Source organism: Aurantiacibacter aquimixticola (assembly GCF_003605475.1).
Classification (GTDB): domain Bacteria; phylum Pseudomonadota; class Alphaproteobacteria; order Sphingomonadales; family Sphingomonadaceae; genus Alteraurantiacibacter; species Alteraurantiacibacter aquimixticola_B.
Window position 1 is genome coordinate 1,313,486 of record NZ_RAHX01000001.1, and the last position, 24,154, is coordinate 1,337,639.

Here is a 24,154-nt window from a genome sequence, read left to right on the forward strand (position 1 = left end):
TTTGTCTTGCGAAGCCGCCTCCGCGGCTTCGTCCTCGGTGCTATTCGCTCCGGCTTCGCCTGCGCGGCACCTGCGGTCGCGCGGTCGCGCTCTGTCGGTCGCTGTTCGTGAACGAGACTTGCGCTAGGCCGCAAAGGGTTCGCGGAGCACCGGTCTTCTCAGGCCGGCAAGGGCGAACGCCCGCCCGCAGCGGGCGCAGCTATGCTGCGCGTCTAGCGAGGACGCTCACGCGGAGGCGTGAGCGAAAAACGAGCAATTCAGCGGAGGTCGGATCGCAAAACAAATTAGCTCCCCTGCGCTCTCCAGCGCTGGACGGTGCGGTGGACCATTTCCTCTTCTCCGCCGCCGCTGTTCCACAGGTCGACGAAGCTCGGATCTTCGGATGCCGGGCGCTTGCTTTCCTCGAGATTGTCGAAGCTGACGCGGATCGGGATCGACACACCCTCGCCGCAGACGATGCATTCGCGGTTGCGCAGGGCGGGGATGGAATCGAGGAAGCCGCGCGCGCCTTCGGGCATGGCGGCCTTCACGAAGGCCTGGTCCCGGTCATTATTGAGACGCATCGAGATGATCGTGCCGCATTGTGACAGGACACCCTCGGCAAGGTCGGACGGCCGCTGCGTGATGAGGCCGAGGCTGATGCCGTATTTACGGCCTTCCTTGGCGATGCGGGAGAGCACCCGGCCGACTGAGTTACCGTCTGCATTGCGCTCGTTCGGGACGTAGCGGTGCGCTTCCTCGCAGACGAGCAGGATGGGGCTCGTCTTCTCGTTCCGGCCCCAGATGGCGAAGTCGAAAACGAGGCGGCTGAGCACCGCGACCACGGTGCTGGTGATGTCGGACGGCACGCCGGACACGTCGATGATCGAGATCGGGCGGCCAGAGGACGGCATGCGGAAGATCTTGGAGATGAACTCACCCATCGTGTCGCCCACCAGCATGCCGGAGAACATGAACTGGTATCGCGGATCGGCCTTCAATTCCTCGATCTTCGTCTTGATGCGCATGTAGGGCGCGGTGTTCGTCGCCTTGTCGAGCTTGCCCATCTCGTCCTGCACCATATTGGTGAGGTCGGACAGCAGATAGGGGATCGGCGAATCGACCGTGATCTTGCCCATCTGCTCGGCCAGCCGGTTCTTCGATCGCGCGGCAAGCAGGCACTTGGCAAGAATGTCCTTGTCGTTCTGCAGATCGTTGCCAGTGGATTTCAGCAGCACTTCGCAATGCTCTTCGAAATTCATCAGCCAGTACGGCATCTGCAGGTTGGATACGTCGAAGATCTGCCCGGTATTGCGGAAAGCGGCGGAGTATTCGCCGTGGGGGTCGATCATCAGGATATGGCCCTGCGGCGCGGCCTGGCAGATACGGTGCAGGATCAGCGCGGCGCTGGTGGACTTACCCGTGCCGGTGGAGCCGAGCAGGGCGAAATGCTTGCCCAGCATCGCGTCGATATACATGCCTGCACGAATATCGCTGGTTGGATAGACGGTGCCGATCTGGATCGCGCTGCGCCCGTCCGAGGCATAGATCTGGCGAAGGTCTTCGGTGGTCGCCGGATAGACCATCGCGCCGGGCAAGGGATAGCGGGTGACACCGCGGCGGAAGCTGTGGATCTTGCCGGTAAGCTTCTCCTCCATGCCCTCGCCCATGAAATCGATATTGGCGACGATCGAATTGCCGTCCCCGCGCCGATCCTGGCGCTGGTTGCGCACGCTGGCGAGCAGCCAGCCGTCGGCCGTCTTGATCTTGATCTGGCTGCCGACCTGGCCCGCGAGGGCGATAGATGGGTCGGAATTTTCGGCGCATTCGTTCAATCGCTGCAGATCGAGCGCGATGGCGGAGCCGGACCCGGCGATTTCCAGCACCACGCCGATCGGCTGACGCGCGCAATCCTCGTCATGCGCGTAATGCAGCTCGGCCTCCTGCGAAGGCGTTACGGGCGCGCTATCGGCGAATTGGTTACCGGGCATATCGTTCATGTCAGACGTCTCGCAGCTATCTCTATGCTGCAAGGCTGTGCCGATACGAGGTTAAGATCGCGTCAAACACGCAGGCGCTTTGCGGGCCTAGACCAGCGCGAAAAGGCGTCCCGCGGCCCAGCCCATAAACACCGAGAGCCCGACGGCGAACAGGCCGTAGAGAAATGCGCTGTCCTGCGCCTCGCGCGCAACCGTGCCTTCGAACCCTTCCTTGCGCACTTCGACTTCCGATGTCGCCGAGGTGATGACGCGGCCGTCCGATATGGCGAAGGTTTCGGCAACATACCGCCCCGGTATGACGTTTGACGGAATGTCGAAGCGGGCGCGGTACAGCACGCCTTCCGACACCTCGACGCCGCTATCGTATTGCCGATAAAGCCCCTGCCGCTGGCGCAGATCGACCAGCCCGGCGGAAAAACGCGACTGTTCGGTCGGATCGATGCTGCCGCTCGGCGAAAGCTGCAGCCATGGAAGGCCGAGCTCGTAGATCGAAGCCGTGCGATCGTCTACGATCTCGCCAACCGGGCGCGAACTGGCAATGGCGTAGAAGCTGGGGACTGAGCGATAGGCCGTGCTGTCGGCGTTGATCCAGATACCGAACCAGCGTTCCTTCTCGCGCAGACGAATTTCCTCCGTCGGGCCCTTCAGGACTACGACGATATCATATTCTTCCTGCGCACGGCGGCCAGCACGATCCAGGATGGCGCCGAACATCAGCAGGTCCGCACCGGTAAAGCCCTGCCGCAGGACAATGCGGTGTTCGGAGATATCGGGCACGAGGATGGGCTCTTCGTCCTGCGCCTTTGCGGGCATGGCCAGGCAGAGAAGCGCAATTGCCCAGAGCAGGCCGCGCATCACAGCGGCACCACGGTGTAGACTTCGTCGGGCCGGATGGTGAGGCCCCAGACCATGCGCAGCGCTATGCCGGTGACGATCATGCCGAGCACCAGCCGCAGATGTTCCGGCTTTGCGAATTCGGCGATCCGCGTTCCGAACTGCGCGCCCAGCACCGATCCCAGAAGCAACAACCCGGCCAGAACGATGTCGACCGCCTGCGTCGTGAAGGCATGGACCATCGTCACCAGCATGGTGATGAAGAGGATGTTGAACAGGCTGGTCCCCACGACGACCTTCGCGCTCATGCCGAGGATGTAGAGCATCGCCGGAACCATGATGAAGCCGCCGCCAACACCCATCAGCATCGTCAGCACGCCGACGATAAGGCCGAGGATCAGCGGCGCGATGGGCGAGATGTAGAGGCCTGAGCGATAGAAGCGCCAGCGATAGGGAAGTGCTGCGATCCATGGGTGATGACGACGCTTGGCAGCGCTCGTCTTGCCGCCAGCCTTGAGAATGCCGAGCGAACCCAGCGCCTCCTTCAGCATTAGCGATCCGATCGTGCCAAGCAGCAGGACGTAGAGGATATTGATGACGGTATCGATCTGCCCGATCGAGCGCAGCAGGTTGAACAAGCCTGCGCCCATCAGCGCGCCGAGCATGCCACCCACGACGATGACCAGCCCGATCTGGTAATCGACGCCGTTATTGCGGCTATGCGCGAACACGCCTGACACGCTCGCGCCGGTGACCTGCGTTGCGGCGGAGGCGGCGGAAACCGTCGGCGGGATGCCGTAGAAGATGAGCAGCGGTGTGGTCAGGAAGCCTCCGCCCACGCCGAATGCGCCGGACAGGATGCCCGTCGCCGCGCCGAGCAGGACGATTACCAGCCCGTCGACCGCGAGATTCGCAATGGGGAGGTAGACGTCCATGCGGTGCGCCTATCGCAGACGGAGGCCGGATAGAAGGTGAATGACGCGCGTCCGCTAAAATCCCGCGGACAGTGTGAGCGCGGGGCCACTTGCCGGTTGCGCATCGCCGGCGACGCGGAAGCGGTAATCCGCCGACGCGCGCGCTCTCACCGCGCCGATATTGAAGGTCACCGCCGCGCTCGGCCCGATATCGAGCCGCTCGGCATCGCGCTGCGCCCCGCCCCACGCGCCCGCGCCCGTTTCGAGACGGAAATCGCCTACTTCCGCCAAGGTCCGCGTGACGCGCGCCTGTCCATCGACGAAGCCGGTGGCGAATTCACCGGTGACATATCCGCCCTGCACATACGCCTCGCCGATCAGGCCGCCCGGCAATTCCAGTGGATCGAATTCCGTTACCGCGAAAGCTGCACCTCGCGCCTCGGTGCCGAGCGAGGTCTCGCTCAGCCGTGCTTCGGCTGCCACGCGAACGGGTATGGAGGAAATCGGTCGCGCCGACGCGCCCAGCGCAACCTCGCGCTCGGTCCGGCCTTCGAGCGCGGAACTGGCGCGCAGGTGCAATTGCGGACGGCGGCCGCTTTCACGCTCGAGCCGGTAGCGGATCACTGCGCCGATCTGGCTGCGGCCATAGGTCGGACGGCCGGAAAGGAGGGGCGTTTCTTCGCTATCGCGCCAGAGCGCCCAGGCATCGCCTGACCAGCGCGATCCCCTTCCCTTCGGCTCCATCGCGGCTGGAGCGAAAAAGCGAGCCGGTGCCGGGTCCTGCCGAACCGCTAGAGTGCTCTCCCCAGCTCGTCGCGACACTCCATATGCGCCGCGCCACAACAGCGCATGGCCGACAAGCGCGCGTGCTCCGGCAAAGCTGCGATTTGCGACCGACATGTTCGATCCCGCCGCTTCGCCGCGCATGATGGGACGCGGCAGGGGTCGCTCGACGCGCATCGGCATGGGCGCCGACATCCAGGTCGGCATGGCATAGTCGGGCAGCGCGCTGCGGATAGGCGCTTCGTCGTCGGCGGGGGCGGCGTCTGCCCGAGTGAACGAAGGCAGGCTCGGCGTCGCCATATCGGGCAGCAGCGATGCGGGCTGGAACGGCGCGTCCCATAAGGCGACCCTCACGATGAGCCACAGCCCTACCGTGCCCCCCAGCGCGATCAACGCCCCACCGGGCCGTCCTGCCGATTGCGCCCGGCTCATCGCACGCTGCCCGCTGGCTCACCGAGCGTGGGCGCGGGATGATCGTCCCGGCTCGTTTTGTCCCATTGCGGTGCCGCGCCGCGCAGCGTCCGGGCGTAGGCGAAGAGCGCGCGCCTGCCCGCCATGATGGCGATGACGTTCGAAAGCGGGATGCGCAGCACTGCGCGCAGTCCCTCCATCGCGCCATATTCCCTGGCGGTGAACGCGAAGCGCATCATCGCGCGCCAGCCGAATGCCGCCATGTTGAGAGCCAGCAGCCACCAGAGTGCAGGGGTGAGTTCCCATGGCCGATCATATCCCGCCCAGTCGAGCACACTGAGGAGCAACGCCAAAGCGAAGAGCAGATATCCCGTCAGCAGTACCAACGCCGATAATGGACCGCGCCGGTCGCGCATGCGCATCCAGTGCTCGACCGCGCCGCCGCTCCAGCCGAGCCGGTCCCAGCCCTGGAAAGCGATGCCGTGCATCCACCGCGATTTCTGGCGAACCGCACCACGCAAGGTGGCCGGGAAATAGGAACGTGTCGCGACCAGCGCGCCATCGTCGCCGCGCACGCGCAGGAATCGCGAGCGGCCACCTGCGGCGTCGATCCGCAAGCCGAGTTCGTAGTCCTCTGTCAGGGAAAGTCCGGCGAACGGCCCTTCCCCGCCGATCGACATCACGCCCAGCGTGTCCCGCTTGAAAGCGCAACCGACGCCGGCCGCCGGAATCGCTGCGCCGAGCGCATCGCGCACCATCAGCGCCTTTCCATGGCTCTCGCAAAATTCCTCGACATAATGGCTGCCGACCCAAGGCGATGCCGGGTGGGGCAGCGCAAGGACGGGAAGCTGGACGAACTCGCAATCATCCATGCTGCGATCGATCAGGGCGATTGCGGCCGCGTCCACCGTATCCTCTGCATCGTGCAGCAGCACGGTGCGCGTATGCTTTCCACTGCGCAGCTCATCCCCCTCCATCGCTGCATAGAGGCGGTTCAAGCAGTCCGCCTTCGTGGTCGGTCCGTCGCGATCCAGCAGGATCAGCCGAACTCGCGGATCGCCGCCAGCGCCTTCCATTGCGGCGGCCACCGTAGCCGGGTCGTTGCGATAGCATCCGATGTAGAAGGTCAGTCCATCCTGCGGCCACACCTCGACCATATGCGCGATGGTTCGCCCGATTACGCGCGCTTCCTGCCAGGCGGGTATCAGTACGGCGATGGGTCCGGAGAGAGCGCGATAGCGCAGGTCGGAGCGGTTGACCGTGTACGTCTTCGCCCGGCCTCGCAGGCGGAGCCAACCCCAAGCCGCATCCATCGCAAATTCGTCGAGCGCGCCGACAAGGAAGAATGCCCCGGCGAACAGCAGCAATTCGTATTCGGCCAGCGCCAGCCATTCCAGCGCGGACCAGGCCCCCAGATCCATGCCCCCGATACCCCGCGAATGATGAGATACGTAGTTTTGCGTAGGACTACAGCTTGTCGTTCCGATTGCAACTTGCATGTCCGGTCACGGCGGAGGCTTGCAATGCGTGGCCCAATCGGGGAAGGGACGCGGCCATGGCACAACCCAGCTTCCTGACGCGCACGGTCCGCAATTTCTCCGCCCTGTTCAAGGCCGATGCTTTCGAAGGCATCCTGCTGATAGCCGTCGCGATAACCGCCCTCGTGGTGGCCAATTCAGGCGTGGCGGGAAGCTATTTCGAGCTGTTCAACGGTTATCTCTGGCCGAAAGAGACCTTCTACCTCAACACGCTTCACCTGTGGGTGAACGATGGCCTGATGGTGATCTTCTTTTTCGTCGTCGGACTGGAAGTGAAGCGCGAGCTCATCGCCGGAAATCTCTCCGACCCGAAGGCCCGCAACCTCCCTATCCTCGCCGCCATTGCCGGGATGGCGTTTCCTGCCGCGCTCTATTTCCTCATCGCCGGTAGCGAACCCGGACTTGCGCGCGGCTGGGCCATCCCCGCTGCCACCGATATCGCTTTCGCAATGGGTGTCATCGGCCTGCTCGGCACGCGCGTTCCAGCCAGCCTGCGCCTGTTCCTGCTGACCGTCGCCATCGTCGACGATATTGGTGCCGTGGCGATCATCGCGGTGTTCTACTCCGATCCGAAGATCATGTGGCTGCTCATCTCGCTGGGCGTCTTCATCGGCATGATCGCGATGAACCGGTTCGGCGTTCGCAGCCTCGCAGCCTTCGTTCTGGCGACGATCGTGCTATGGTATTGCGTCCTCAATTCGGGCGTGCACGCCACCATCGCCGGTGTGCTCGCAGCGTTCACAATTCCCATGCGCTCCGGCGACGGGCATTCCATGCTCGAAAACGTCGAGCATGCGCTGGTGCCGTGGAGCGCCTATCTGGTGGTCCCGATTTTTGGCTTCGCCAATGCCGGCGTGAGCCTCGATGGGCTGGGGCTGGACGCATTGCTCGATCCACTGCCGCTCGCCATTGCGACCGGCCTCGTCGTCGGCAAGCAGGTGGGCATTTTTGCCACCGTGTGGGGCGCAGTGAAGCTTGGCATCGTGGACAAGCCGCCGGGCTGCAACTGGATCGAGATCTGGGGCGTCTGCATCCTGTGCGGTATCGGCTTCACCATGAGCCTGTTCATCGGCGAGCTCGCCTTCGAAGGCAGCAGCGATGCCATGCGCTTCCTTCGCGATGAGGCCAAGATCGGCATCCTGACAGGCTCGCTGATCTCGGCACTGATGGGTTATACGGTCCTGCGGTTCACCACGGACCGCCCGGAAGCGCAGATCGACGACCCGAAGAGCCCCGTCGTCTGACGGCGTGGCCTCGGCGCGCTAGTCGGCCTTGGCGACCGGCGCGTCCTCGCCGAGATCTTCGTACCAGGCTTCGACCGGGCCGTTCAGCCTGATCGTGAGCGGGCGGCCCTTGCGGTCAACCGTCTTACCCGCCTGCACGCGCACCCAGCCTTCGGAAATGCAGTATTCCTCGATATCGATGCGCTCACGCCCCTTGAAGCGGATGGCCACGCCGCGCTTCAGCTTTTCGGCATCGAAATGCTCCGATTGCGGGTTGATGGACAGGTGATCGGGCGGCGTGTCTGCGCCGGATTTCTCGGAAGTGTTTTCGTCGCTCATGACGAACGCCCCTAACGCCCGGCGGGCAAAAAGCAATCGGTACGCCACGCCCCGTACATGAAGGGGCGAAGTGCGCCTTGCCCTTTACTCGCTCCCCTTCTATGGGCGGCGCTTCGTGCGCAGGCGACCCCGCCTGCACGGTTCGTCGGGCCGCGGGCGTGGCGGAACTGGTAGACGCGCTGGTTTTAGGTACCAGTATCGAAAGATGTGGGGGTTCGAGTCCCTTCGCCCGCACCAATCCGCAGGCCCATCCGGGCTTCGCGAACCGGAAAAGTTGAGTTTGAGCAAAGGCTGACAATGCAGATCGTTGAAACCACCAATGAAGGCCTAAAGCGCGCCTACACCGTCACTATCCCCGCCAAGGATATCGATGCCCGCATCGATGCAGAGGTGAAGAAGGTCGCTCCGCAGGTTCGCATGCCCGGCTTCCGCCCGGGCAAGGTGCCCGCCAATCTCGTGCGCAAGATGCATGGCGAAGCGCTGCACGCCGATGTGCTGAACAACACGGTGCGCGAATCGGTCGATGGTCTGCTCAAGGACAAGAAGCTGCGCCCGGCGTTGCAGCCCAAGGTCGAAATGACCGACGGCTACGAACAGGGCAAGGATGCCGAGCTCAAGGTCGAAGTCGAAGTGCTGCCTGATATCGAGGCGCCTGCGGTCGACGGACTGAAGCTTGAGAAGCTGACCGTGCCGGTGGACGAGAAGGAGCTCGACGAAGCGCTCGCCAAGATCGCCGAGGGCCAGCAGAGCTACAAGAATGCCGCCAAGTCGAAAAAGGCTGCCGAAGGCGACCAGCTGATCATCGATTTCGTCGGCCGCGTGGACGGCGAGGAATTCGAAGGCGGCAAGGCCGAAGGCGCGCCGCTGGTGATCGGTTCCGGCCAGTTCATCCCCGGCTTCGAAGACCAGCTGACCGGTGTGAAAACGGGCGAAGAGAAGACCATCAAGGTCACCTTCCCCGAGGATTACCAGGCCGAGCATCTGGCCGGCAAGGATGCTGAATTCGACGTCACCGTCCAGCAGGTGAAAGTGCCTGCCGAAACCAAGGTGGACGAGGATTTCGCCAAGTCGCTCGGCCTCGACAGCCTCGACAAGCTAAAGGAACTGGTGCGCGGCCAGATCGAGCAGGAAAGCGCCGGTCTTACCCGTACGCAGATGAAGCGGCAGCTGCTCGATACGCTCGCTTCCAATCACGATTTCGACGTGCCGCCGACCATGGTGGAAGCCGAATTCGAGCAAATCTGGCAGCAGCTGCAGCAGGAAGCCGCCAAGGACGAGAAGCCGGAAGAGGCGTTGAAGGAAATCGAAGCCGAGAAGGACGATTACAAGCGCATCGCGGAGCGCCGCGTGCGTCTCGGACTGCTGCTGTCCGAGATCGGCCAGGCCAATGGCGTCGAGATTTCCAACCAGGAAATGCAGATGCTGATCCAGCAGGCGGCGCAGCAATATCGCCCGGAAGATCGCGACCGTTTCGTCGAATATGTCCGCAAGGAACCGATGGCGCAGGCCCAGCTTCGCGCGCCTCTCTATGAGGACAAGGTCGTCGACTTCCTGTTCGACAAGGCAGACGTGACGGAGCGCGAGGTGACGCGCGAGGAACTCGAAGCTGCGATCGAAGCCGAAGAAGCCGCTCCGGCTCCGGCGAAGAAAAAGGGTCCGGCGAAGAAGAAGGCGCCCGCCAAGAAGACTGAGGCCAAGAAAGCTCCGGCGAAGAAGGCCGCCGCCAAGAAGGACGACAAGCCTGCTGCCAAGAAGGCACCGGCCAAGAAGGCTGAGGCCGAGAAGAAGCCCGCTGCGAAGAAGGCTCCCGCCAAAAAGGCTCCGGCCAAGAAGGCCGCTGCGAAAAAGCCTGCCGCGAAGAAGTAAGAGCTACGGCTCGATGAAAAGCCCTCCCCGGCACGCGCCGCGGGGGGCTTTTTCGTGCCCGGTCAGAAACTGCCGGTCAGGGTCAGCGTGATCGTCTGGCCAAGCGCCCTGCGCCGGTCCTCGGTGAAGAGGATGGGCGACGTGTCGCGCGGCCCGTCATAAACCGTGCGCAGCAGCGTGTCGCCGCCATTAAAGATATTGCCGAAGCGCAGATTGGCCGTCGCGCCCAGCACGTCCTTGTGCTCGACGAAGACGGCACCGAATGTGCTCGGGCCATACTGGAAGATCTGTTCCTCCACCCGGAAGACGGGCGCACGCTCGGTATCCTGGAACGACCAGCCCCAGGCGAAATCGCTACCGGGAACGTCATGGCGAAAATCGAGCTCGATCTCGAACGGGTCGTTGCCGTCGAAGCGGCGCTCCAGCCCCGTGACAGGATCGAGCAGGGTGGATTCTTCCCATTCCACGCCGATATCCAGCTGCGCGCCGGTGAAGCCGAATGCGCCCAGCTGCGCGGTCGCCACCAGCACCGCGCCGCGCCGGGTCGCGCTCTCGAGATTGCCGCGCGCCTCTCCGCCGCCATCGACCGGCACGATGACCAGCAGATCCTCGATTTCCTGATCGAACAGCGTCAGCGTTGCCGAACCGAAATCGCCGAAATTCTTCGCGATCTGCAGCGTCGTTTCCCAGCTCTGCTGCGGGCGCAGCTCGGCGTTGCCGGCGTTTTCCTGCTCTTCTGACAAATCCACGCTGGCGAGGAAGTCGCCGAAATCGAGCTGGCCGACGCGCCGCGCGACTTCGAGATTGATGTCGAGCCCGTCCGCCGGAGCCCAGGCGATGTTTATCGAGCCCTTCGGCCGCTGGAAGCTGCGCGAATTGGCCCGGCCGCCGGTCTGCGAAATCTGCGAATATTCGCCGCCGCCCACCAGCTGCACGGTCATCGTCTCTGTGACGGGGAAGCCCACGCTGAGCAGCGCCTCGTAGCGATCCTCCCGCACGCCGCCCGCGCCTTCCGGAAAGTCCAGCTCGACATATTCACCGGCATTGGGATCAAAGGCGAACAACCGCCCGACCTGATCCAGCCGGTTGAACGCCGCCTCTGCCGACAATTGCCAGTCCGCTCCCCACATGCCCCAGCCATATTCGCCGCGCCCGATCCGCTCGCCTTCCTCGGCCACGCGAATGAATTGCGAGCCGCTGGTCGGCAGATCGCCTTCGTCGAGCAGCGAATTGGAAAGCCTGTCCCGGTAATCGTAGCTTTCGAGCGCGATCAGCTTCAGCTGGCCCGGCCCCAGCGGAAACGATACGTCGCCGCCAAGCTCGTAATACCACTCGTCGCTGTCACTGGTGAAACGCTGAAGGAAGGGCAACAGATCGCTGTTGAACGGGCGCGCCTCGCGCTCCTCGAAATCGAAGATCTCGATCCCGCCGAGCATGTTGATGTTCACGTCGACATTCTCGGCGGGCGTGAAGGAGAAAAAGGCGCTGAGATTGGGCCGGTTGAAGAGGTTGGAGGAGGTGTTGATCCGCTCATCCACCAGCCCATCGGCATCGGTGATGATCACCGGCCCGACCCGCCCGCGCGCGAAATCGCGATTCTCCAACGCGACCGTGTAATCCACGCCGCCCAGCGCCCCGGTCAGCGAGATCTCGCCTTCGAACCATTGCGCGGGCGCGGTGCCGAAATTGAGCTCCGGACGCCAGCGAAACTGACCCGACAGGCCGCTTCGCCGCGTCACGAAATTCGCCACGCGGCCGGACAGGCCGGGAATGTCCAGCGTCGCCCCATCGACGATCTCGATGCGCACCACATTGTCCACCGCGATGCGGGAAAGCTGATCGGCCGTGCTGGTCGATTTGCTGGAAATGCGCTCCCCGTCGATCAGCAAATTTTCCTGCGCCTGGCCGAAGCCGCGCCCGCCGCCGCCACCGCCGCGATCGACATCGAAACCGGGCACCTGCTCGATCAGGTCGAGCGCGTTGCGCGGGGCGAAACGGGCAAAGTCTTCCGGCGTGTAGACCTCGCGCGCGGCAGCGGCGGATGCGGGCTGCTCTTCAGGCGCGGGCGGCACCTCCACCGCATCGGGCGGCGGTGCGATCTGCTCATCGCCATCCATGTCCTGCGCATGCGCGGCGGGCGCGGCCAGAGCCGCGGCCAGCGCGAAGAGCGCAATCGAGGATCGCGTATGAGGCAAGAGAGGGTCTCGAAGCTCCGACAGGACTGGCGCCCCGCTAGGGCAAATGAGGCGCGCTCACAATCGCTAGCGCGGACTGGTCAGTCAGCGTCGGTCGGCCGCCAAGGTTCCCACCGCTCGAAGCTGGGTGCGAGCGGCGCGATGCTGCGAATGCGCTCATAAGCCGCGCCCGCCTGCAGGATCGCATGATCGTCCCACGCCGCGCCGATGAAAGAGAGGCCGACGGGCAGCCCCTCGATATGTCCCATCGGCACGGTCAGGTGCGGATATCCGGCGATGGCGGCGAAATTGCCGATGCCGATGCCGCCGCGAAAATTGTCGCCATTGACGAGGTCCGTCATCCACGCCGGGCCGCGCGTCGGGGCGATGAGGAAAGCAACATCGTGCTCGGCCAGCATCGCGTCGATCCCCTCCGGCCCGGCGAGGCGGAAACTGTTTGCGCGTGCAGCTTCATAGGCCTCGCGGTCGGTCGTCTCCGCCGCCATCTCGAAAATGTCCTGTCCGAACCAGCGCATTTCGCTGAGTGCATGGACGGCGTTGTAGTCGATCACGTCCTGTAGGGATCGCACCGGGATATCCGCGGGCGAGCCGGCGAGATAGGCGTCCAGCCCCTCGCGAAATTCGTAGAGCAACACGGTGAACTCGTCGCGGCCCATCGCCGGTTCGTTCTGGTGGCGAACATCGACCAGCACCGCGCCCGCGCGGCGCAGATCGGCGAGCGCCTGTTCGTAAATCTGACCGAGCGGTTGGTAACCGCCGAACCGATCGCGCATGATGCCGATCCGCACGCCATCGAGCGATGCTTCGCCAAGCCCCGTGGTAAAGTCGAAAGCAAGATCGCCTTCGCCGATCTCGCCATAATCCGACCCGGCGATGGCGGACAGCAACAGCGCTGCATCGGCAACGCTATTCGCCATCGGCCCCGCCGTGTCCTGGCTCGCGCTGATCGGGACGATGTGCTGCTGGCTGACGAGGCCGACCGTGGGCTTGAAGCCGACGACGCCATTCACACTGGCGGGGCAGGTGATCGAGCCGTCAGTCTCCGTGCCGATGGCCGCCCAGGCGAAACCCGCCGCCACCGCCGCGCCGCTGCCGCTGGACGAGCCGCAAGGATTGCGGTCGACGGCGTGCGGATTGCGCGTCTGCCCGCCCACGGCGCTCCACCCGCTGGAGCTGTCGGAGCTGCGGAAATTGGCCCATTCGGAAAGATTGGTCTTCCCCAGCACGACGCCGCCATTGGCGCGCAGCCGCGCAATCAGCGGCGCATCGCGGCCAGTGTCATTGTCCGCAAGCGCGAGACTGCCTGCGGTGGTCGGAAATTCGCGCGTTTCGATATTGTCCTTCACCAGCACGGCGCGGCCCTGGAGCGGCCCGATTTCGAGCGCGAGATCCACCTCATGAGCGGGATCTGCATCGTAGGCGATGACCGCGTTCAGATCCGCTGTCGCCTCGATCCGCGCAATCCGCTCAACATACGTGACGGCATCATCCTGCATGGAACGCTCTGCATTCGGGTCGCCCCGCGCGGCAAGCGGTGTTCCGATTAGGGTCGAGAAGCCGAATGCGGCCAGCAATAGACGATGCATCGCGCCCTTCTGCGCGAGCACACTGGCATAGGCAATACCGGCTAAAAATCTCCGGTCAGGCGGAAATTGAAGATCGGCTGCACCGACAGGTCCTGCGTTTCGCGGAACAGCAGTGGGGAACGGTCGCGATAGCCATCATAGACGAACCGATCGAGCCGCGCGCGGCCATCGGTCAGATTGAACACCGTCAGGTTCGCCGTCATCCCGAACACGTCCTTATGCTCGATAAAAGCAAAGGTGTATGTCGGCCCTTCATAGCCGCGACCGAATTCGCTCAACCGGTAAAATGGCTGCGTGCGATTGTAATCGAGACCCAGCCCGTATGCCCAGTCGCTGCCGGGAATATCGTGCCGCAGCGTCGCGTCGATCTCGATATCCTGGTTCTCGCTCCATTTGCGCGTTTCGCCGGTCAACGGGTCTTCGAGGCTGGTCCAGTCGGAATCGAGCGTGAGGTCGAGCTGCATTCCATTGAGCCCGAGCGGTGCCAGCTGAAAGGTGCTGTTGGAGCGGATTCCCCAAACGCTTGCGCTGTCGATATTGCCGCGCGCCTCCAGCCCACCCTCGACCGGGATGAACTCGATGAAGTCCTCGATCAGCCGGGCGTATACGCGCAATTCGGTGCTGCCCCATTCGCCCAGCCGCTTCGTCGTGTCGAACTGCGCTTCCCAGCTTTGCTGCGGCACCAGCTCGACATTGCCGGCATTCTCCTGCCCCTGATTGAGCGAGACGCTGGCGAGGAAGTCGCCGAAGCTGAGCTGGCCGACGCGGCGGGCGAGTTCTAGCGAGACGTCCAGCCCGTCCTCCACTTGCCAGGCGAAGGTGGCCGAGCCCTTGGGCCGCCAGAAACTGCGGGTCAGTCCCATGGCGCCGGTCTGCGACAGCGTCGAATATTCGGCCCCCGCACCCACTTGCAAGGTGAGGTTGTCGGCGAGCGACCGGCTGTGGGTTAGGATGCTTTCGTAGCGGTCCTCCGTCACGCCGCCGGTGCCGCCCGGAAAGTCCAGCTCAACGAATTCGCCATCGGGGCCGAGCTCGAACAGCTGCGCCGTGCGGTCGAGCCGGTTGAACGCCGCCTCTGCGTCCAGCTGCCAGCTGCCACCAAGCATGTCCCAGGCATATTCGCCGCGCGCGATCCGCTCCCCGCTCTCGCTTCGAGAGGCGAAGCGGCTGCCGCTGTCGGGCGTGTCATCGGCGAAGTCGAAGACGGAGTCCGAGCGCGAGCGCGCCCGTGTATACCGTTCCAGCCCAATGAGTTTCAGCCGACCTGGGCCAAGACCGAATTCGACATCCGCGCCCAGTTCATAGCCCCAGTCGCGATAGCGGTTTTCGAACGCGCGAGACGCATCGAGGCCGATCACCCGGTCGCGATCCTGGTCTTCGCGATAATTCTGGTAACTGCGGCTGTAATTGGCGCGGGCATTGACCATCGTGCCGCCGTGACTCGTCCATTCGACATTGCCGGAGATGCGCGGGAAATCGCCGACGAATTGCTGGCGCACATCGCGGCTCTCGATGATCGCGCCCTCGGGATCGAAGATGAAAGACGATCCGCCGCCCGCCGCGCCACGGCCCACGCCGTTTGCCACTGCCACCGTCCAGTCCAGCGTCTCGCCCGATCCGCTCAAGGAGACTTCGCCGCCGATGAAGCTGGGCTCGGCATATTTCGGCCGGAAGCTGGCGCGGTAGGTGAACTGCCCGCTGATATCGCTCGGCTTCGTGATGACATTCGCGACCTGGCCGGAAAGGCCCGGAATGCCGAACGTCGCACCGTCGACGATCTCGATCCGCTCGACCCGGTCGGTCGCGATCCGTTCGAGCTGGGCGAAGATCCCGTCGGATTTGCTAGTGATCCGCTGCCCGTCGATCAAGACGTTGGACGTGGCCTGGCCGAGGCCGCGCTGGCTGTCCTCCCCGCGCAGGGTGAAGCCGGGAACCTCGCTCAACATGTCGAGCGCGTTGCGCGGGGCGAAACGCTCGAAATCGGCTGGCGTGAAGACCCGCGCGCCTGAGGCGGTTTCGGTCGCCACCGGGGCGGCTTCGACCTCTCCCTGTCCTTCTTCGTCCGTCTGTCGCCCCTCATCGGCATCCTGCGCGAGGGCCACATACGGCGTGGCAGCGACGAGTGCAGCGGCGGCAACGCCCATTGAAAATCGGTGCAAAATCAGTCTCCCCCGAGCGATGACGTCTGTAATCGCCACGTCCAGAGAGGATTGCTTGCACCAACGCCCGCCCTTCTCGACGAAGCGCCATGCCGCGCCGATCAAATGCTGGCGAGGACGGGACGAAGATAGAAAATGCTTTTTTAATCTCCAATGCCCGATTTTTTCCGTTTGGACCGGTGGCTCGACGGGTGATAGAGGCGCTGGCGCGAAACGATGGGAGACTTGAGTTTGAAACGGCGCGGTAAGAATTCATCAGCCTCCCTGCGCACTTCGACCTTCGGTGTCATGTTATTTTGCTCATTTATGACCGGATGCAGCGACAGCGGATTGACCCTCGAAGAGAACGAACTCTTGCAATCGGCGCGGATCGCCGTGCGCGAATGTCACCGGTCAATTTGCGAAACGAAATTTTGGGAAAACGGTTCTTGTGCTGAGGCGCAGTTTCTTTTGAATTCCCCAAAATACGGTGATTTGTTGGTCTCGAACAGCCGCAGTAGTGAAGATTTTTACATCCTTGCACAGCTTACTGAAAAGAAACTGAACGATCTTTATATTACCTCTCTCGAGCAAGAATTGGGCTCGACAATTTCCCGACCAAACTACTGCCAACGTGATCTGCCGATGAATTTTCCGGCTGAGAAGCTAGTGGCACCCGAGATATTCGAATTGGGAATGACGAGGGTCTCCGACTGACGAGCACCGAGTGTCGATCCTGAGCGATAAACACCAAAAATCGCCGTGTGACGCCACCCCTTGAACTTGGCGACGCGCGAGGCGACATAGGCGCTTCATCAGCACCCGCGAGAGGACCATGCCCTTATGTTCGACCTGTTCGGCGACAGCAAAGACCAGTTTACCACCGATCCGATCACCGGCGCTCTCGTGCCCGTCGTCGTCGAATCGACCAGCCGCGGCGAGCGCAGCTTCGATATCTTCTCCCGCCTGCTGCGCGAACGCATCGTCTTCGTCACCGGCCAGGTGGAAGACAATATGGCGAGCCTGATCGTCGCCCAGCTGCTGTTCCTCGAGAGCGAAAACTCCAACGATATCAGCATGTATATCAATTCGCCCGGCGGTGTGGTGACGGCCGGCATGGCGATCCACGACACCATGCAATACATCAAGCCCAAGGTCCGCACCGTATGTGTCGGTCAGGCGGCAAGCATGGGCAGCTTCCTGCTGGCCGCGGGTGAGCCGGGCATGCGCGTGGCGCTGCCGAATGCCCGCATCATGGTTCACCAGCCCAGCGGCGGCGCGCGCGGCATGGCCTCCGATATCGAGATCCAGGCCAAGGAAATCCTGCGCATTCGCAAGCGGCTGAACGACCTCTACGTCGAATATACCGGCCAGAGCCTGGACGATATCGAGAAAGCGATGGATCGCGACACCTTCCTCGAAGCGGAAGAAGCCAAGAGTTTCGGCCTCGTCGACGCGGTGTTCGCGCATCGCCCGAAGGACGACGAGGCCGGCGACATCACCGGCAGCGGCGGCGCGCCCACCAAGGATAGCGAGTAACCTTTGCATTCCGGCATGTAGCATTTTGGCAACCCTGCCCCTTCAGAGTGGAGCAAGGCGGGGATGTTAATCATGCCTATGATTGATATTGATATTTGCCGCCCTAGGATGGGTGGCCCGATTCCCCGCGCCTTGCAAATCCACGGCAATGCGCGCAACGGAAATGAAGGATTATGACCAAGTTGAGCGGATCTGATAGCAAGAGCACGCTGTATTGCAGCTTCTGCGGCAAATCGCAGCACGAAGTGCGCAAGCTGATCGCCGGCCCCACCGTTTTCATCTGCGATGAATGCGTGGAGCTGTGCAACGACATCATCCGCGAAGAAGCGAAGACCGGCCTGACCGGTCGCAAGGATGGCGGCGTGCCTACGCCGCAGGACATCTGCGACACGCTGAACGACTATGTGATCGGGCAGGACCGCGCGAAGCGCGTGCTCTCGGTCGCGGTGCACAATCACTACAAGCGCCTGAAGCATAGCGGCAAGGGCAACGATGTGGAACTGGCGAAGTCCAACATCCTGCTCGTCGGCCCCACCGGCAGCGGCAAGACCCTTCTCGCACAGACGCTGGCGCGCACTTTCGATGTGCCCTTCACCATGGCCGACGCCACCACGCTGACCGAGGCGGGCTATGTCGGCGAGGATGTGGAGAACATCATTCTGAAGCTGCTGCAATCCTCCGACTACAATGTCGAAAAGGCGCAGCAGGGCATCGTCTATATCGACGAGATCGACAAGATCACGCGCAAAGCGGAAAACCCCTCCATCACCCGTGACGTGTCGGGCGAAGGCGTGCAGCAGGCGCTGCTGAAGCTGATGGAAGGCACCACCGCCTCCGTTCCGCCGCAGGGCGGGCGCAAGCATCCGCAGCAGGAATTCCTGCAGGTGGACACCACGAACATCCTGTTCGTCGTCGGCGGTGCCTTTGCCGGTCTCGACAAGATCATCGGCGATCGCCTGCAGAAGCGCTCCATCGGTTTCGGCGCCAATGTGGCGGAGCCGAGCAAGGCCAAGATCGGCGAAATGCTCGAAAAGTGCGAGCCGGAAGACCTGCTGAAATTCGGCCTCATCCCCGAATTCGTCGGCCGCTTGCCCGTCATCGCGACACTGCACGATCTCGACGAGGACGCGCTGGTGACGATCCTGCGCGAACCCAAGAACGCGCTGGTGAAGCAGTATGCTAAGCTGTTCGAGCTGGAAGAGGTAGAACTCACCTTCACCGACGATGCGCTCAAGGCCATCGCCAAGAAGGCCATCAAGCGTAAAACCGGTGCCCGCGGCCTGCGTTCCATCGTCGAAGCGATCCTGCTCGACACCATGTTCGACCTGCCGAGTATGGACGATGTCGACGAAGTGGTGGTCGATGGCGACGTGGTCGAAGGCCGCAAGGAACCCGTGCGCGTGCTCGCCAATGACAATGGAAAGGGCAAGAAGGAAGAGGCGGCCTGAGCGAAGATCCCGAAAACCTCACTCTTCGCCATCTGCGTCGCCTGGACGAAAAACTTGATCGGCTTCTCGATGATCAGACTGAGGTGAAGCAAAGGCTCGGATCGCTCGAGCAATCGACGGCTTCAATCTCGGTCCGGATCGACCGCCTCGACGAGCGCGTCGCCCGGATCGACAAGCGTCTGCACCTCGTCGCTCACTAGACCATCGACCGCTCACTGCCGATCGGTCCTGAACGAACCGGCCTTAATAGAAAGCCCCGTCCGGCAGGTGGATCGCCGGACGGGGCCAAGTGGCGCTGCTCGCGGATGAGGGACGCGGCAGCGCTCGGGGGAAACAGGATCAGCCGGGCAAAAGGACGCGATCGAGCACGTGGATGACGCCGTTCGACGTGCCGATATCGGTTTGCGTCACCAGCACCTGACGGTCCGCTGCATCGGTGAGCACAACCTGGCCGTTGTTGAGCCGTGCAATCAGCGTCTCTCCATTCAGAGTGGAGATGCGAGCATGGCCGTCGCCATCGCGAATCAGATGGATGAGATCGTCGGCCGTCACACGCCCCGCGACCACGTGATAGGTCAGGATGTCGGTCAGCGCACCACGATTGGCGGGCTGGAGCAGCGTATCGACCGTACCGGTGGGCAGCGCGTCGAAGGCCGTATCGGTCGGCGCGAAAACCGTGAACGGGCCATCGCCCGACAAGGTGCCCGCCAGGTCCGCCGCCTGCACCGCGGCAACCAGCGTCTCGAAATTGTCGTTCGACGCTGCGGCCTGCACGATGTTGGGGGTGGAGTCGTGATCGTGGTTATGCGCGGCAAGAGGCGCGGCGAGCGCCATGGCTCCAGCAGAGGCAAGACTGGCGGCGAAACGTGCGGTTGTCTTGAACATCGTATTCTCCTTTTCCGCTAAGGCCCCGTCCAACCTTGCGGATGGAGCTACGGACCCTTGCCGGAAAAGGTCGCAGAAATTTTCAGATCGCTGTGAAGGTGCCCTCGGCCACCACCGGCCCGGCATCGGCATCGTCAGGCTTTCCGCCGAGCGGCTCTCGCGTCAGCACCAGCTGCGCGCCATCGCGGAAATCTGCGGCGAGGCCTGGCTCGACGGACAATCGCGCCTCGCTGCCCGGGTCGATCACGCCGAGCGAATGCAGATCGCCCTGCTTGTCGACCAGCCACAATTCGTGATCGTGCACCCCGTCCGCCGTCAGCCCCGCGGAAGACACGCTTATGGCATCCTGGCCCGGCACATAGGTGAGCGCGAGGCGCAGCGATGTATCGCCGATGGGGATATTGGCGGCGAGAAGCGGCGCGTTTGTGGGCGTGACCGGCAGTGCCTCGTCTGGTCCCGGGCCAAGCACCATGACCAGCGCGAATGCCGCTGCCGCGGTGGCGGACAGGCCGCCGAACATGCGCCAGCGATTGCGACTGCGGCGCAGGTCTTCAAGATTGGCAATCGGCGCGGCTGGCGTTGCGCCAGAAGTCGCAACGTGGATGCGATGCCAGACGTCCGGCGACGGCTCGCGCGCCTCCCAGCCATCCATCAGCGGCGCGAAATGCGCCTCCCACCGCGCGACATCCTCGGCGAAGTCCAGATCGCGCGCCAGCATGCCCCGCGCGCGCAGCAGCGCCTCACCCTCGAGCAAACCGAGAACGTATTCGGCGGCGAGCATGTCGCGCTCGGTCAGAGGAGTTGCTTCGTTGCTCACAATCTCTCGATACACTTCTTCAGTTTCGCGAGCCCGCGATGGACCCGCGATTTCACCGTACTCAGCGCCACGCCATCCGCTTCGGCAAGCTGGACATAGGTCGCCCCGCCCAGAAAGGCACGGCGAATGGCGCTTTGCTGGCGCGCTTCCAGCGTGCCTAGACAATGGTGGATCCGCGCATCGCGCTCGTCCAGAAGCAGTCGCTCGTCGGCAGGCATGTCCTCGTCGGCAACGTCGCATGCCGCTTCTTCCGGAACGGCCCCTTTGCGAACCTTGCCGCCCGCACGCAGGCGATCGACCGCGCGATTGCGCGCCATGCAGGCAAGCCAGCTGATCGGGCTGGCGCGCGCCGGATCGTAGCGATCGGCACGCTTCCAGAAGTCCAAATAGACCTCTTGCAGAGCATCTTCGGCTTCGCGTTCATCGCGCAAGATACGCAGGCAAATGCCGAAAAGTTTCCGCGATGTGGCGTGGTAGATCTCTTCCAGCGCTGCCCGGTCACCACCTGCCAGGCGGGCGATGGCGGCTTGCAAGGCCTCGCGGGCAGTGTCGGGATCGCTGGATGTCATGGCCGTTGGCCCCGTGTCCTAGCGCGGCCACGATTGCGATGCGAGAGCCTATTGCGACGCGGCGCTCTCGCCATGCGCCAGCAATTCGCCAACGGTCACGATCTCGTAGCCACGCGCGGCCAGCCCCTGAAGCACCAGCGGCAAGGCAGCGCGGGCGACATCGTTGTGGCGATACATGGGGTGCATGAGGATGATCGACCCCGGCTCCACCCGGCTCACGATATCGGCGGCGAATTCTTCGGGATCGTCGAAATCCTCGGGCCGCTCCTCCACATCCCACATGATCGTGCGGTATCCGGCATTGTCCACTTCCAGCGGCAGGCCGATCAAACGCTTGCCGAAAGGCGGGCGGAACAGGTCTGTCACTATGCCGGCCTCACGCAGCAGAGCGTCGGTGTCGCGCACCTCGCTGCGGTAGAAATCGCGCGAACGGAAAAGATTGCGCTGGTGGCTGTAGCTGTGATTGCCGATTTCGTGCCCCGCTGCCGTCAGCCGCTCCGCCTGGCCGGGAAAGCGCTCCAACCGGTTGCCGATCAGGAAGAAGGTGGCGGTGACGCCGTATTCCTCCAGCGTTGCCAGCACGGCGTCAGTGCCTTCGGGCGTCGGTCCGTCGTCAAAGCTCAATGCCACGATGCGCCGGTCCGTCTCGACGCGGCAAACGACATCGCCGACCAGCTGGAAGCAGCGCGACTTGGACATCATGTGCGTGCCCACAGCCAGCACCGCCACCGCAAGCAAGCCCGCCAGCCACCATGTCCGTTTTCGCATGCAATTCCCCTCTCCGGAATCGCCGGTATGTCCGCGACGGTGAGCGCCGGATGAATGGCCGGGAGGTTCTCAGCACCCGCCATCCGGGCAGCCGCGATCGCGCTCCACTTGGATGGTGACATGGTCCACGCCGTGATCGTGCTCCAGCCTGCGCGCCACATCACGCAGGAAAGCATCGCCGGGATGGCCGCCGGGCATGAGGAGGTGCGCTGTCAGCGCGGTTTCGGTGGTGCTCATGGGCCAGATATGCAGGTCGTGCACCGCTTCCACGCCGGGCAAGTCGCGCAAATAGGTGCGTACCGCGTCGCAATCCACGCTGTCGGGCACGGCCAGCAGGCCCATCTTCACGCTGTCCTTCAGCAGGCCCCAAGTGCCCCATGCGATCACGACGACGATCAGCAGGCTCACCAGCGGATCGATGACGACATAGCCGGTCAGCAAGATCGCCACGCCCGCCACCACCACGCCGACCGAAACCAGGGCGTCCGCCGCCATGTGCAGGAAGGCGCCGCGAATGTTGAGATCGTGCTTGCGCCCGCGCATGAACATCAGTGCGGTGGCGGTGTTGATGACGATGCCGATCCCCGCCACCCAGATCATCGTCCAGCCTTCCGGCTCCACCGGATCGATGAAGCGATGGATCGTCTCGAACAGGATGGCGCCGATGGCCACCAGCAGCAGCACGGCATTGGCAAAGGCGGCGAGGATGGTGCTGCTTTTCAGCCCGTAGGTAAAGCGCGCGGATGGCGGCTTCTTCGCCGCGACGCTCGCGCCCCAGGCGATCAGCAGGCCGAGAACGTCGGAGAGATTGTGTCCGGCATCGGCGACCAGCGCCATCGAGCCGGAGAGGACACCGAAGGTTGCCTCGACGATGACGAAGGCTGTGTTGAGCACCACGCCGATGGCGAAGGCGCGCCCGAAATCCTTCGGCGCGTGACTGTGCCCGTGACCATGCGAATGGCCATGTGCATGCTCGTGACTATGCGAGTGCCCTGCGCCCATCCGGCCTGGCTTCAATTCTGCTATAGTCCCGCGAGCGTTCCATCGGCGCTCTCCAAAAACGCTAGATTGCGCCGAAGTGCATACTCTGTTTGGATATACAATCTACGATTTCGTCCCAATGCATCGGCAGCGCGGCTAATCTCGTCGTATAGTGCGATGTTTCTCTCAAAGCTGAGGCGCGCGAAAGAAAGCTGCTCTTCCAATGCGCGACCTGCGACATCGAGCTGTGCCAATATTTCGCGCTGAAGTTCTATCTCTCGATACGCTCTGACAACTTGCTCCGTCAGCGCTCTCTCTACACTGCCTAAATCAGCTTCCGCCGAAGCCAACCGCGCTTCTTCCAATTCTCTGCGAGCCGAAAACTGGCCGCCTTGATAAATCGGAATGGTGAGCGTCACTCCAACGCGATTTCGCTCCACGACCTCGTCGAGATCTTCATTATAACGCGCCGATGCGAACGCGCCGAGATCGAGTTCAGGAAAACGATCTCGAGCCGCCTCGGCCACGCGCGCCCTCTGCGCAGAAATGGCAGCACGAGCACTCAATAGCTGCGGCGCTCCCAGCTGTAGGTGCTCCAAAAGCGCAAGAGCCGATGGAAAGCGTTGAGAAGGCCCGGGTGTCTGAACGTCTCGGAGTGGCAAATTTCTCGGACACCGGTAATCGAGCCCCGTGAGCGAGAGAAGTTCGGATCGAGCGCTCGTTGCCGCGAGCTCCGCGAGTAGCCGGTCATTTTCCGCTGTCGCGCTTCCCGCGACGATCTGCGCGGCCGCGCCTCCCGTAATCAGCTGATTTTCGAGAGCTCGTTGAGCTAATTCGGCATCCTCAGAAAAAATGAGTGCCTGCCGCTCAGCCAACACTATCAGGTCGACAGCTTCTGCCAGATCAAAAAATGCAAAGGCGGCTTGCAAGGCGACATCACGTTCCACGCTCTGCCGGTCAAACGCTGCGACCTCGATATCCGCCCGCGCTGCTCGGGTGGCGGCGCTGATCCGCCCGAAATCGAAAAGGATCTGGCGTAACTGAACGCCAGCCTCGTTGTCAGACTGCGCGTTAAGCAATTGCCCTCCATCACCTAAGCCAGATCGCGCAAATGCGGAAATCTGGGGGCGTCCCGCTGATCTTTCAATTTTGTACTGAGCTTGTGCCGCAGCAATCTGCGCGTCAGATCCAAGGAGCCGGGGGTCTCGCGAGAGCGTGAGCTGGATGGTTTGCGCGATACCGGGGCATAAACTCTGCGGCAAAGTTTGCGCAGCGGAAGGCGAACTCACGGCGAGCGCAACCGCCGTGACGAAAGAGACTGCAACGAGCTTCTTCATTCCA

General features: G+C 63.1%; 20 protein-coding genes and 1 tRNA gene. 6 read left to right on the forward strand and 15 right to left on the reverse strand.

Annotated elements, in window-relative coordinates; genetic code table 11:
* Positions 1-284 precede the first annotated feature (284 nt).
* From D6201_RS06635 to D6201_RS06655, 5 genes are all read right to left on the reverse strand, one after another.
* Entirely contained in the window at positions 285-1,979 is a 1,695-nt protein-coding gene (locus D6201_RS06635) for an ATP-binding protein (RefSeq protein WP_120048089.1), read from the reverse strand.
* Between the two features lie 87 nt (positions 1,980-2,066).
* Positions 2,067-2,792, reverse strand: a complete 726-nt coding sequence (locus tag D6201_RS06640) for a TIGR02186 family protein (protein WP_242447457.1) — start codon at positions 2,790-2,792, stop codon at positions 2,067-2,069.
* 41 nt (positions 2,793-2,833) lie between these two features.
* Entirely contained in the window at positions 2,834-3,748 is a 915-nt protein-coding gene (locus D6201_RS06645) for a sulfite exporter TauE/SafE family protein (RefSeq protein WP_120048091.1), read from the reverse strand.
* 54 nt (positions 3,749-3,802) lie between these two features.
* Entirely contained in the window at positions 3,803-4,942 is a 1,140-nt protein-coding gene (locus tag D6201_RS06650) for a hypothetical protein (protein WP_133303956.1), read from the reverse strand.
* Positions 4,939-6,342: a glycosyl transferase family protein gene (locus D6201_RS06655; RefSeq protein WP_120048093.1), complete on the reverse strand. Its 1,404-nt coding sequence runs from the start codon at positions 6,340-6,342 to the stop codon at positions 4,939-4,941. The genes D6201_RS06650 and D6201_RS06655 overlap by 4 nt, the downstream gene beginning before the upstream one ends.
* A gap of 134 nt (positions 6,343-6,476) precedes the next feature.
* Between D6201_RS06655 and nhaA the strand changes: the two genes are divergently transcribed.
* Entirely contained in the window at positions 6,477-7,703 is a 1,227-nt protein-coding gene (gene nhaA, locus D6201_RS06660) for a Na+/H+ antiporter NhaA (protein WP_120048094.1), read from the forward strand.
* Positions 7,704-7,721: 18 nt separating this feature from the next.
* Here nhaA and D6201_RS06665 read toward each other — a convergent pair whose 3' ends face one another.
* Complete coding sequence (locus D6201_RS06665; protein ID WP_120048095.1) at positions 7,722-8,021, reverse strand: DUF3297 family protein; 300 nt, start codon at positions 8,019-8,021, stop codon at positions 7,722-7,724.
* A 152-nt stretch (positions 8,022-8,173) separates the two neighbouring features.
* Between D6201_RS06665 and D6201_RS06670 the strand changes: the two genes are divergently transcribed.
* Together D6201_RS06670 and tig are read left to right on the forward strand one after the other, a co-directional pair.
* Positions 8,174-8,258: transfer RNA gene (locus tag D6201_RS06670), tRNA-Leu, on the forward strand.
* A gap of 60 nt (positions 8,259-8,318) precedes the next feature.
* Positions 8,319-9,887, forward strand: a complete 1,569-nt coding sequence (gene tig / locus D6201_RS06675) for a trigger factor (RefSeq protein WP_120048096.1) — start codon at positions 8,319-8,321, stop codon at positions 9,885-9,887.
* Between the two features lie 62 nt (positions 9,888-9,949).
* Here tig and D6201_RS06680 read toward each other — a convergent pair whose 3' ends face one another.
* From D6201_RS06680 to D6201_RS06690, 3 genes are all read right to left on the reverse strand, one after another.
* The gene (locus D6201_RS06680; RefSeq protein WP_120048097.1) at positions 9,950-12,082 is read right to left on the reverse strand and encodes a TonB-dependent receptor plug domain-containing protein; all 2,133 of its coding nucleotides are present in this window, start codon (positions 12,080-12,082) and stop codon (positions 9,950-9,952) included.
* Between the two features lie 80 nt (positions 12,083-12,162).
* Complete coding sequence (locus tag D6201_RS06685) at positions 12,163-13,668, reverse strand: amidase (RefSeq protein WP_120049255.1); 1,506 nt, start codon at positions 13,666-13,668, stop codon at positions 12,163-12,165.
* A 41-nt stretch (positions 13,669-13,709) separates the two neighbouring features.
* A complete protein-coding gene (locus D6201_RS06690) occupies positions 13,710-15,812 on the reverse strand; it encodes a TonB-dependent receptor plug domain-containing protein (protein WP_120048098.1) in 2,103 nt (700 codons plus the stop codon).
* A 231-nt stretch (positions 15,813-16,043) separates the two neighbouring features.
* On the opposite strand from D6201_RS06690, the gene D6201_RS06695 reads away from it, so the two are divergent.
* From D6201_RS06695 to clpX, 3 genes are all read left to right on the forward strand, one after another.
* Positions 16,044-16,523, forward strand: coding sequence for a hypothetical protein (locus D6201_RS06695; RefSeq protein WP_133303957.1), 480 nt, complete (start codon positions 16,044-16,046; stop codon positions 16,521-16,523).
* Positions 16,524-16,649: 126 nt separating this feature from the next.
* On the forward strand, positions 16,650-17,345 hold the full coding sequence (locus D6201_RS06700) for an ATP-dependent Clp protease proteolytic subunit (protein ID WP_120048100.1): 696 nt from the start codon (positions 16,650-16,652) through the stop codon (positions 17,343-17,345).
* Positions 17,346-17,518: 173 nt separating this feature from the next.
* Positions 17,519-18,793 (forward strand): ATP-dependent Clp protease ATP-binding subunit ClpX, encoded by a 1,275-nt coding sequence (gene clpX / locus D6201_RS06705; RefSeq protein ID WP_120048101.1) that lies wholly within the window; start codon positions 17,519-17,521, stop codon positions 18,791-18,793.
* Between the two features lie 339 nt (positions 18,794-19,132).
* Here clpX and D6201_RS06715 read toward each other — a convergent pair whose 3' ends face one another.
* The 6 genes from D6201_RS06715 to D6201_RS06740 form a co-directional block, all read right to left on the reverse strand.
* Positions 19,133-19,678: a fasciclin domain-containing protein gene (locus D6201_RS06715; protein WP_120049256.1), complete on the reverse strand. Its 546-nt coding sequence runs from the start codon at positions 19,676-19,678 to the stop codon at positions 19,133-19,135.
* An 82-nt stretch (positions 19,679-19,760) separates the two neighbouring features.
* The gene (locus tag D6201_RS06720) at positions 19,761-20,495 is read right to left on the reverse strand and encodes an anti-sigma factor (protein ID WP_242447458.1); all 735 of its coding nucleotides are present in this window, start codon (positions 20,493-20,495) and stop codon (positions 19,761-19,763) included.
* The gene (locus D6201_RS06725) at positions 20,492-21,064 is read right to left on the reverse strand and encodes a sigma-70 family RNA polymerase sigma factor (RefSeq protein WP_120048103.1); all 573 of its coding nucleotides are present in this window, start codon (positions 21,062-21,064) and stop codon (positions 20,492-20,494) included. The genes D6201_RS06720 and D6201_RS06725 overlap by 4 nt, the downstream gene beginning before the upstream one ends.
* Before the next feature lie 48 nt (positions 21,065-21,112).
* A complete protein-coding gene (locus D6201_RS06730) occupies positions 21,113-21,832 on the reverse strand; it encodes a polysaccharide deacetylase family protein (protein ID WP_120048104.1) in 720 nt (239 codons plus the stop codon).
* Positions 21,833-21,901: 69 nt separating this feature from the next.
* Entirely contained in the window at positions 21,902-22,834 is a 933-nt protein-coding gene (locus tag D6201_RS06735; RefSeq protein WP_120048105.1) for a cation diffusion facilitator family transporter, read from the reverse strand.
* A gap of 20 nt (positions 22,835-22,854) precedes the next feature.
* Positions 22,855-24,150: a TolC family protein gene (locus tag D6201_RS06740; protein WP_120048106.1), complete on the reverse strand. Its 1,296-nt coding sequence runs from the start codon at positions 24,148-24,150 to the stop codon at positions 22,855-22,857.
* Positions 24,151-24,154: the final 4 nt, after the last annotated feature.

Coding starts and splice junctions, on each gene's coding strand:
- D6201_RS06635 (WP_120048089.1), bottom strand. CDS start 1,979: ATGAACGATATGCCCGGTAACCAATTCGCCGATAGCGCGCCCGTAACG.
- D6201_RS06640 (WP_242447457.1), bottom strand. CDS start 2,792: ATGCCCGCAAAGGCGCAGGACGAAGAGCCCATCCTCGTGCCCGATATC.
- D6201_RS06645 (WP_120048091.1), bottom strand. CDS start 3,748: ATGGACGTCTACCTCCCCATTGCGAATCTCGCGGTCGACGGGCTGGTA.
- D6201_RS06650 (WP_133303956.1), bottom strand. CDS start 4,942: ATGAGCCGGGCGCAATCGGCAGGACGGCCCGGTGGGGCGTTGATCGCG.
- D6201_RS06655 (WP_120048093.1), bottom strand. CDS start 6,342: ATGGATCTGGGGGCCTGGTCCGCGCTGGAATGGCTGGCGCTGGCCGAA.
- nhaA (WP_120048094.1), top strand. CDS start 6,477: ATGGCACAACCCAGCTTCCTGACGCGCACGGTCCGCAATTTCTCCGCC.
- D6201_RS06665 (WP_120048095.1), bottom strand. CDS start 8,021: ATGAGCGACGAAAACACTTCCGAGAAATCCGGCGCAGACACGCCGCCC.
- tig (WP_120048096.1), top strand. CDS start 8,319: ATGCAGATCGTTGAAACCACCAATGAAGGCCTAAAGCGCGCCTACACC.
- D6201_RS06685 (WP_120049255.1), bottom strand. CDS start 13,668: ATGCATCGTCTATTGCTGGCCGCATTCGGCTTCTCGACCCTAATCGGA.
- D6201_RS06690 (WP_120048098.1), bottom strand. CDS start 15,812: ATGGGCGTTGCCGCCGCTGCACTCGTCGCTGCCACGCCGTATGTGGCC.
- D6201_RS06695 (WP_133303957.1), top strand. CDS start 16,044: ATGGGAGACTTGAGTTTGAAACGGCGCGGTAAGAATTCATCAGCCTCC.
- D6201_RS06700 (WP_120048100.1), top strand. CDS start 16,650: ATGTTCGACCTGTTCGGCGACAGCAAAGACCAGTTTACCACCGATCCG.
- clpX (WP_120048101.1), top strand. CDS start 17,519: ATGACCAAGTTGAGCGGATCTGATAGCAAGAGCACGCTGTATTGCAGC.
- D6201_RS06715 (WP_120049256.1), bottom strand. CDS start 19,678: ATGTTCAAGACAACCGCACGTTTCGCCGCCAGTCTTGCCTCTGCTGGA.
- D6201_RS06725 (WP_120048103.1), bottom strand. CDS start 21,064: ATGACATCCAGCGATCCCGACACTGCCCGCGAGGCCTTGCAAGCCGCC.
- D6201_RS06730 (WP_120048104.1), bottom strand. CDS start 21,832: ATGCGAAAACGGACATGGTGGCTGGCGGGCTTGCTTGCGGTGGCGGTG.
- D6201_RS06735 (WP_120048105.1), bottom strand. CDS start 22,834: ATGGGCGCAGGGCACTCGCATAGTCACGAGCATGCACATGGCCATTCG.
- D6201_RS06740 (WP_120048106.1), bottom strand. CDS start 24,150: ATGAAGAAGCTCGTTGCAGTCTCTTTCGTCACGGCGGTTGCGCTCGCC.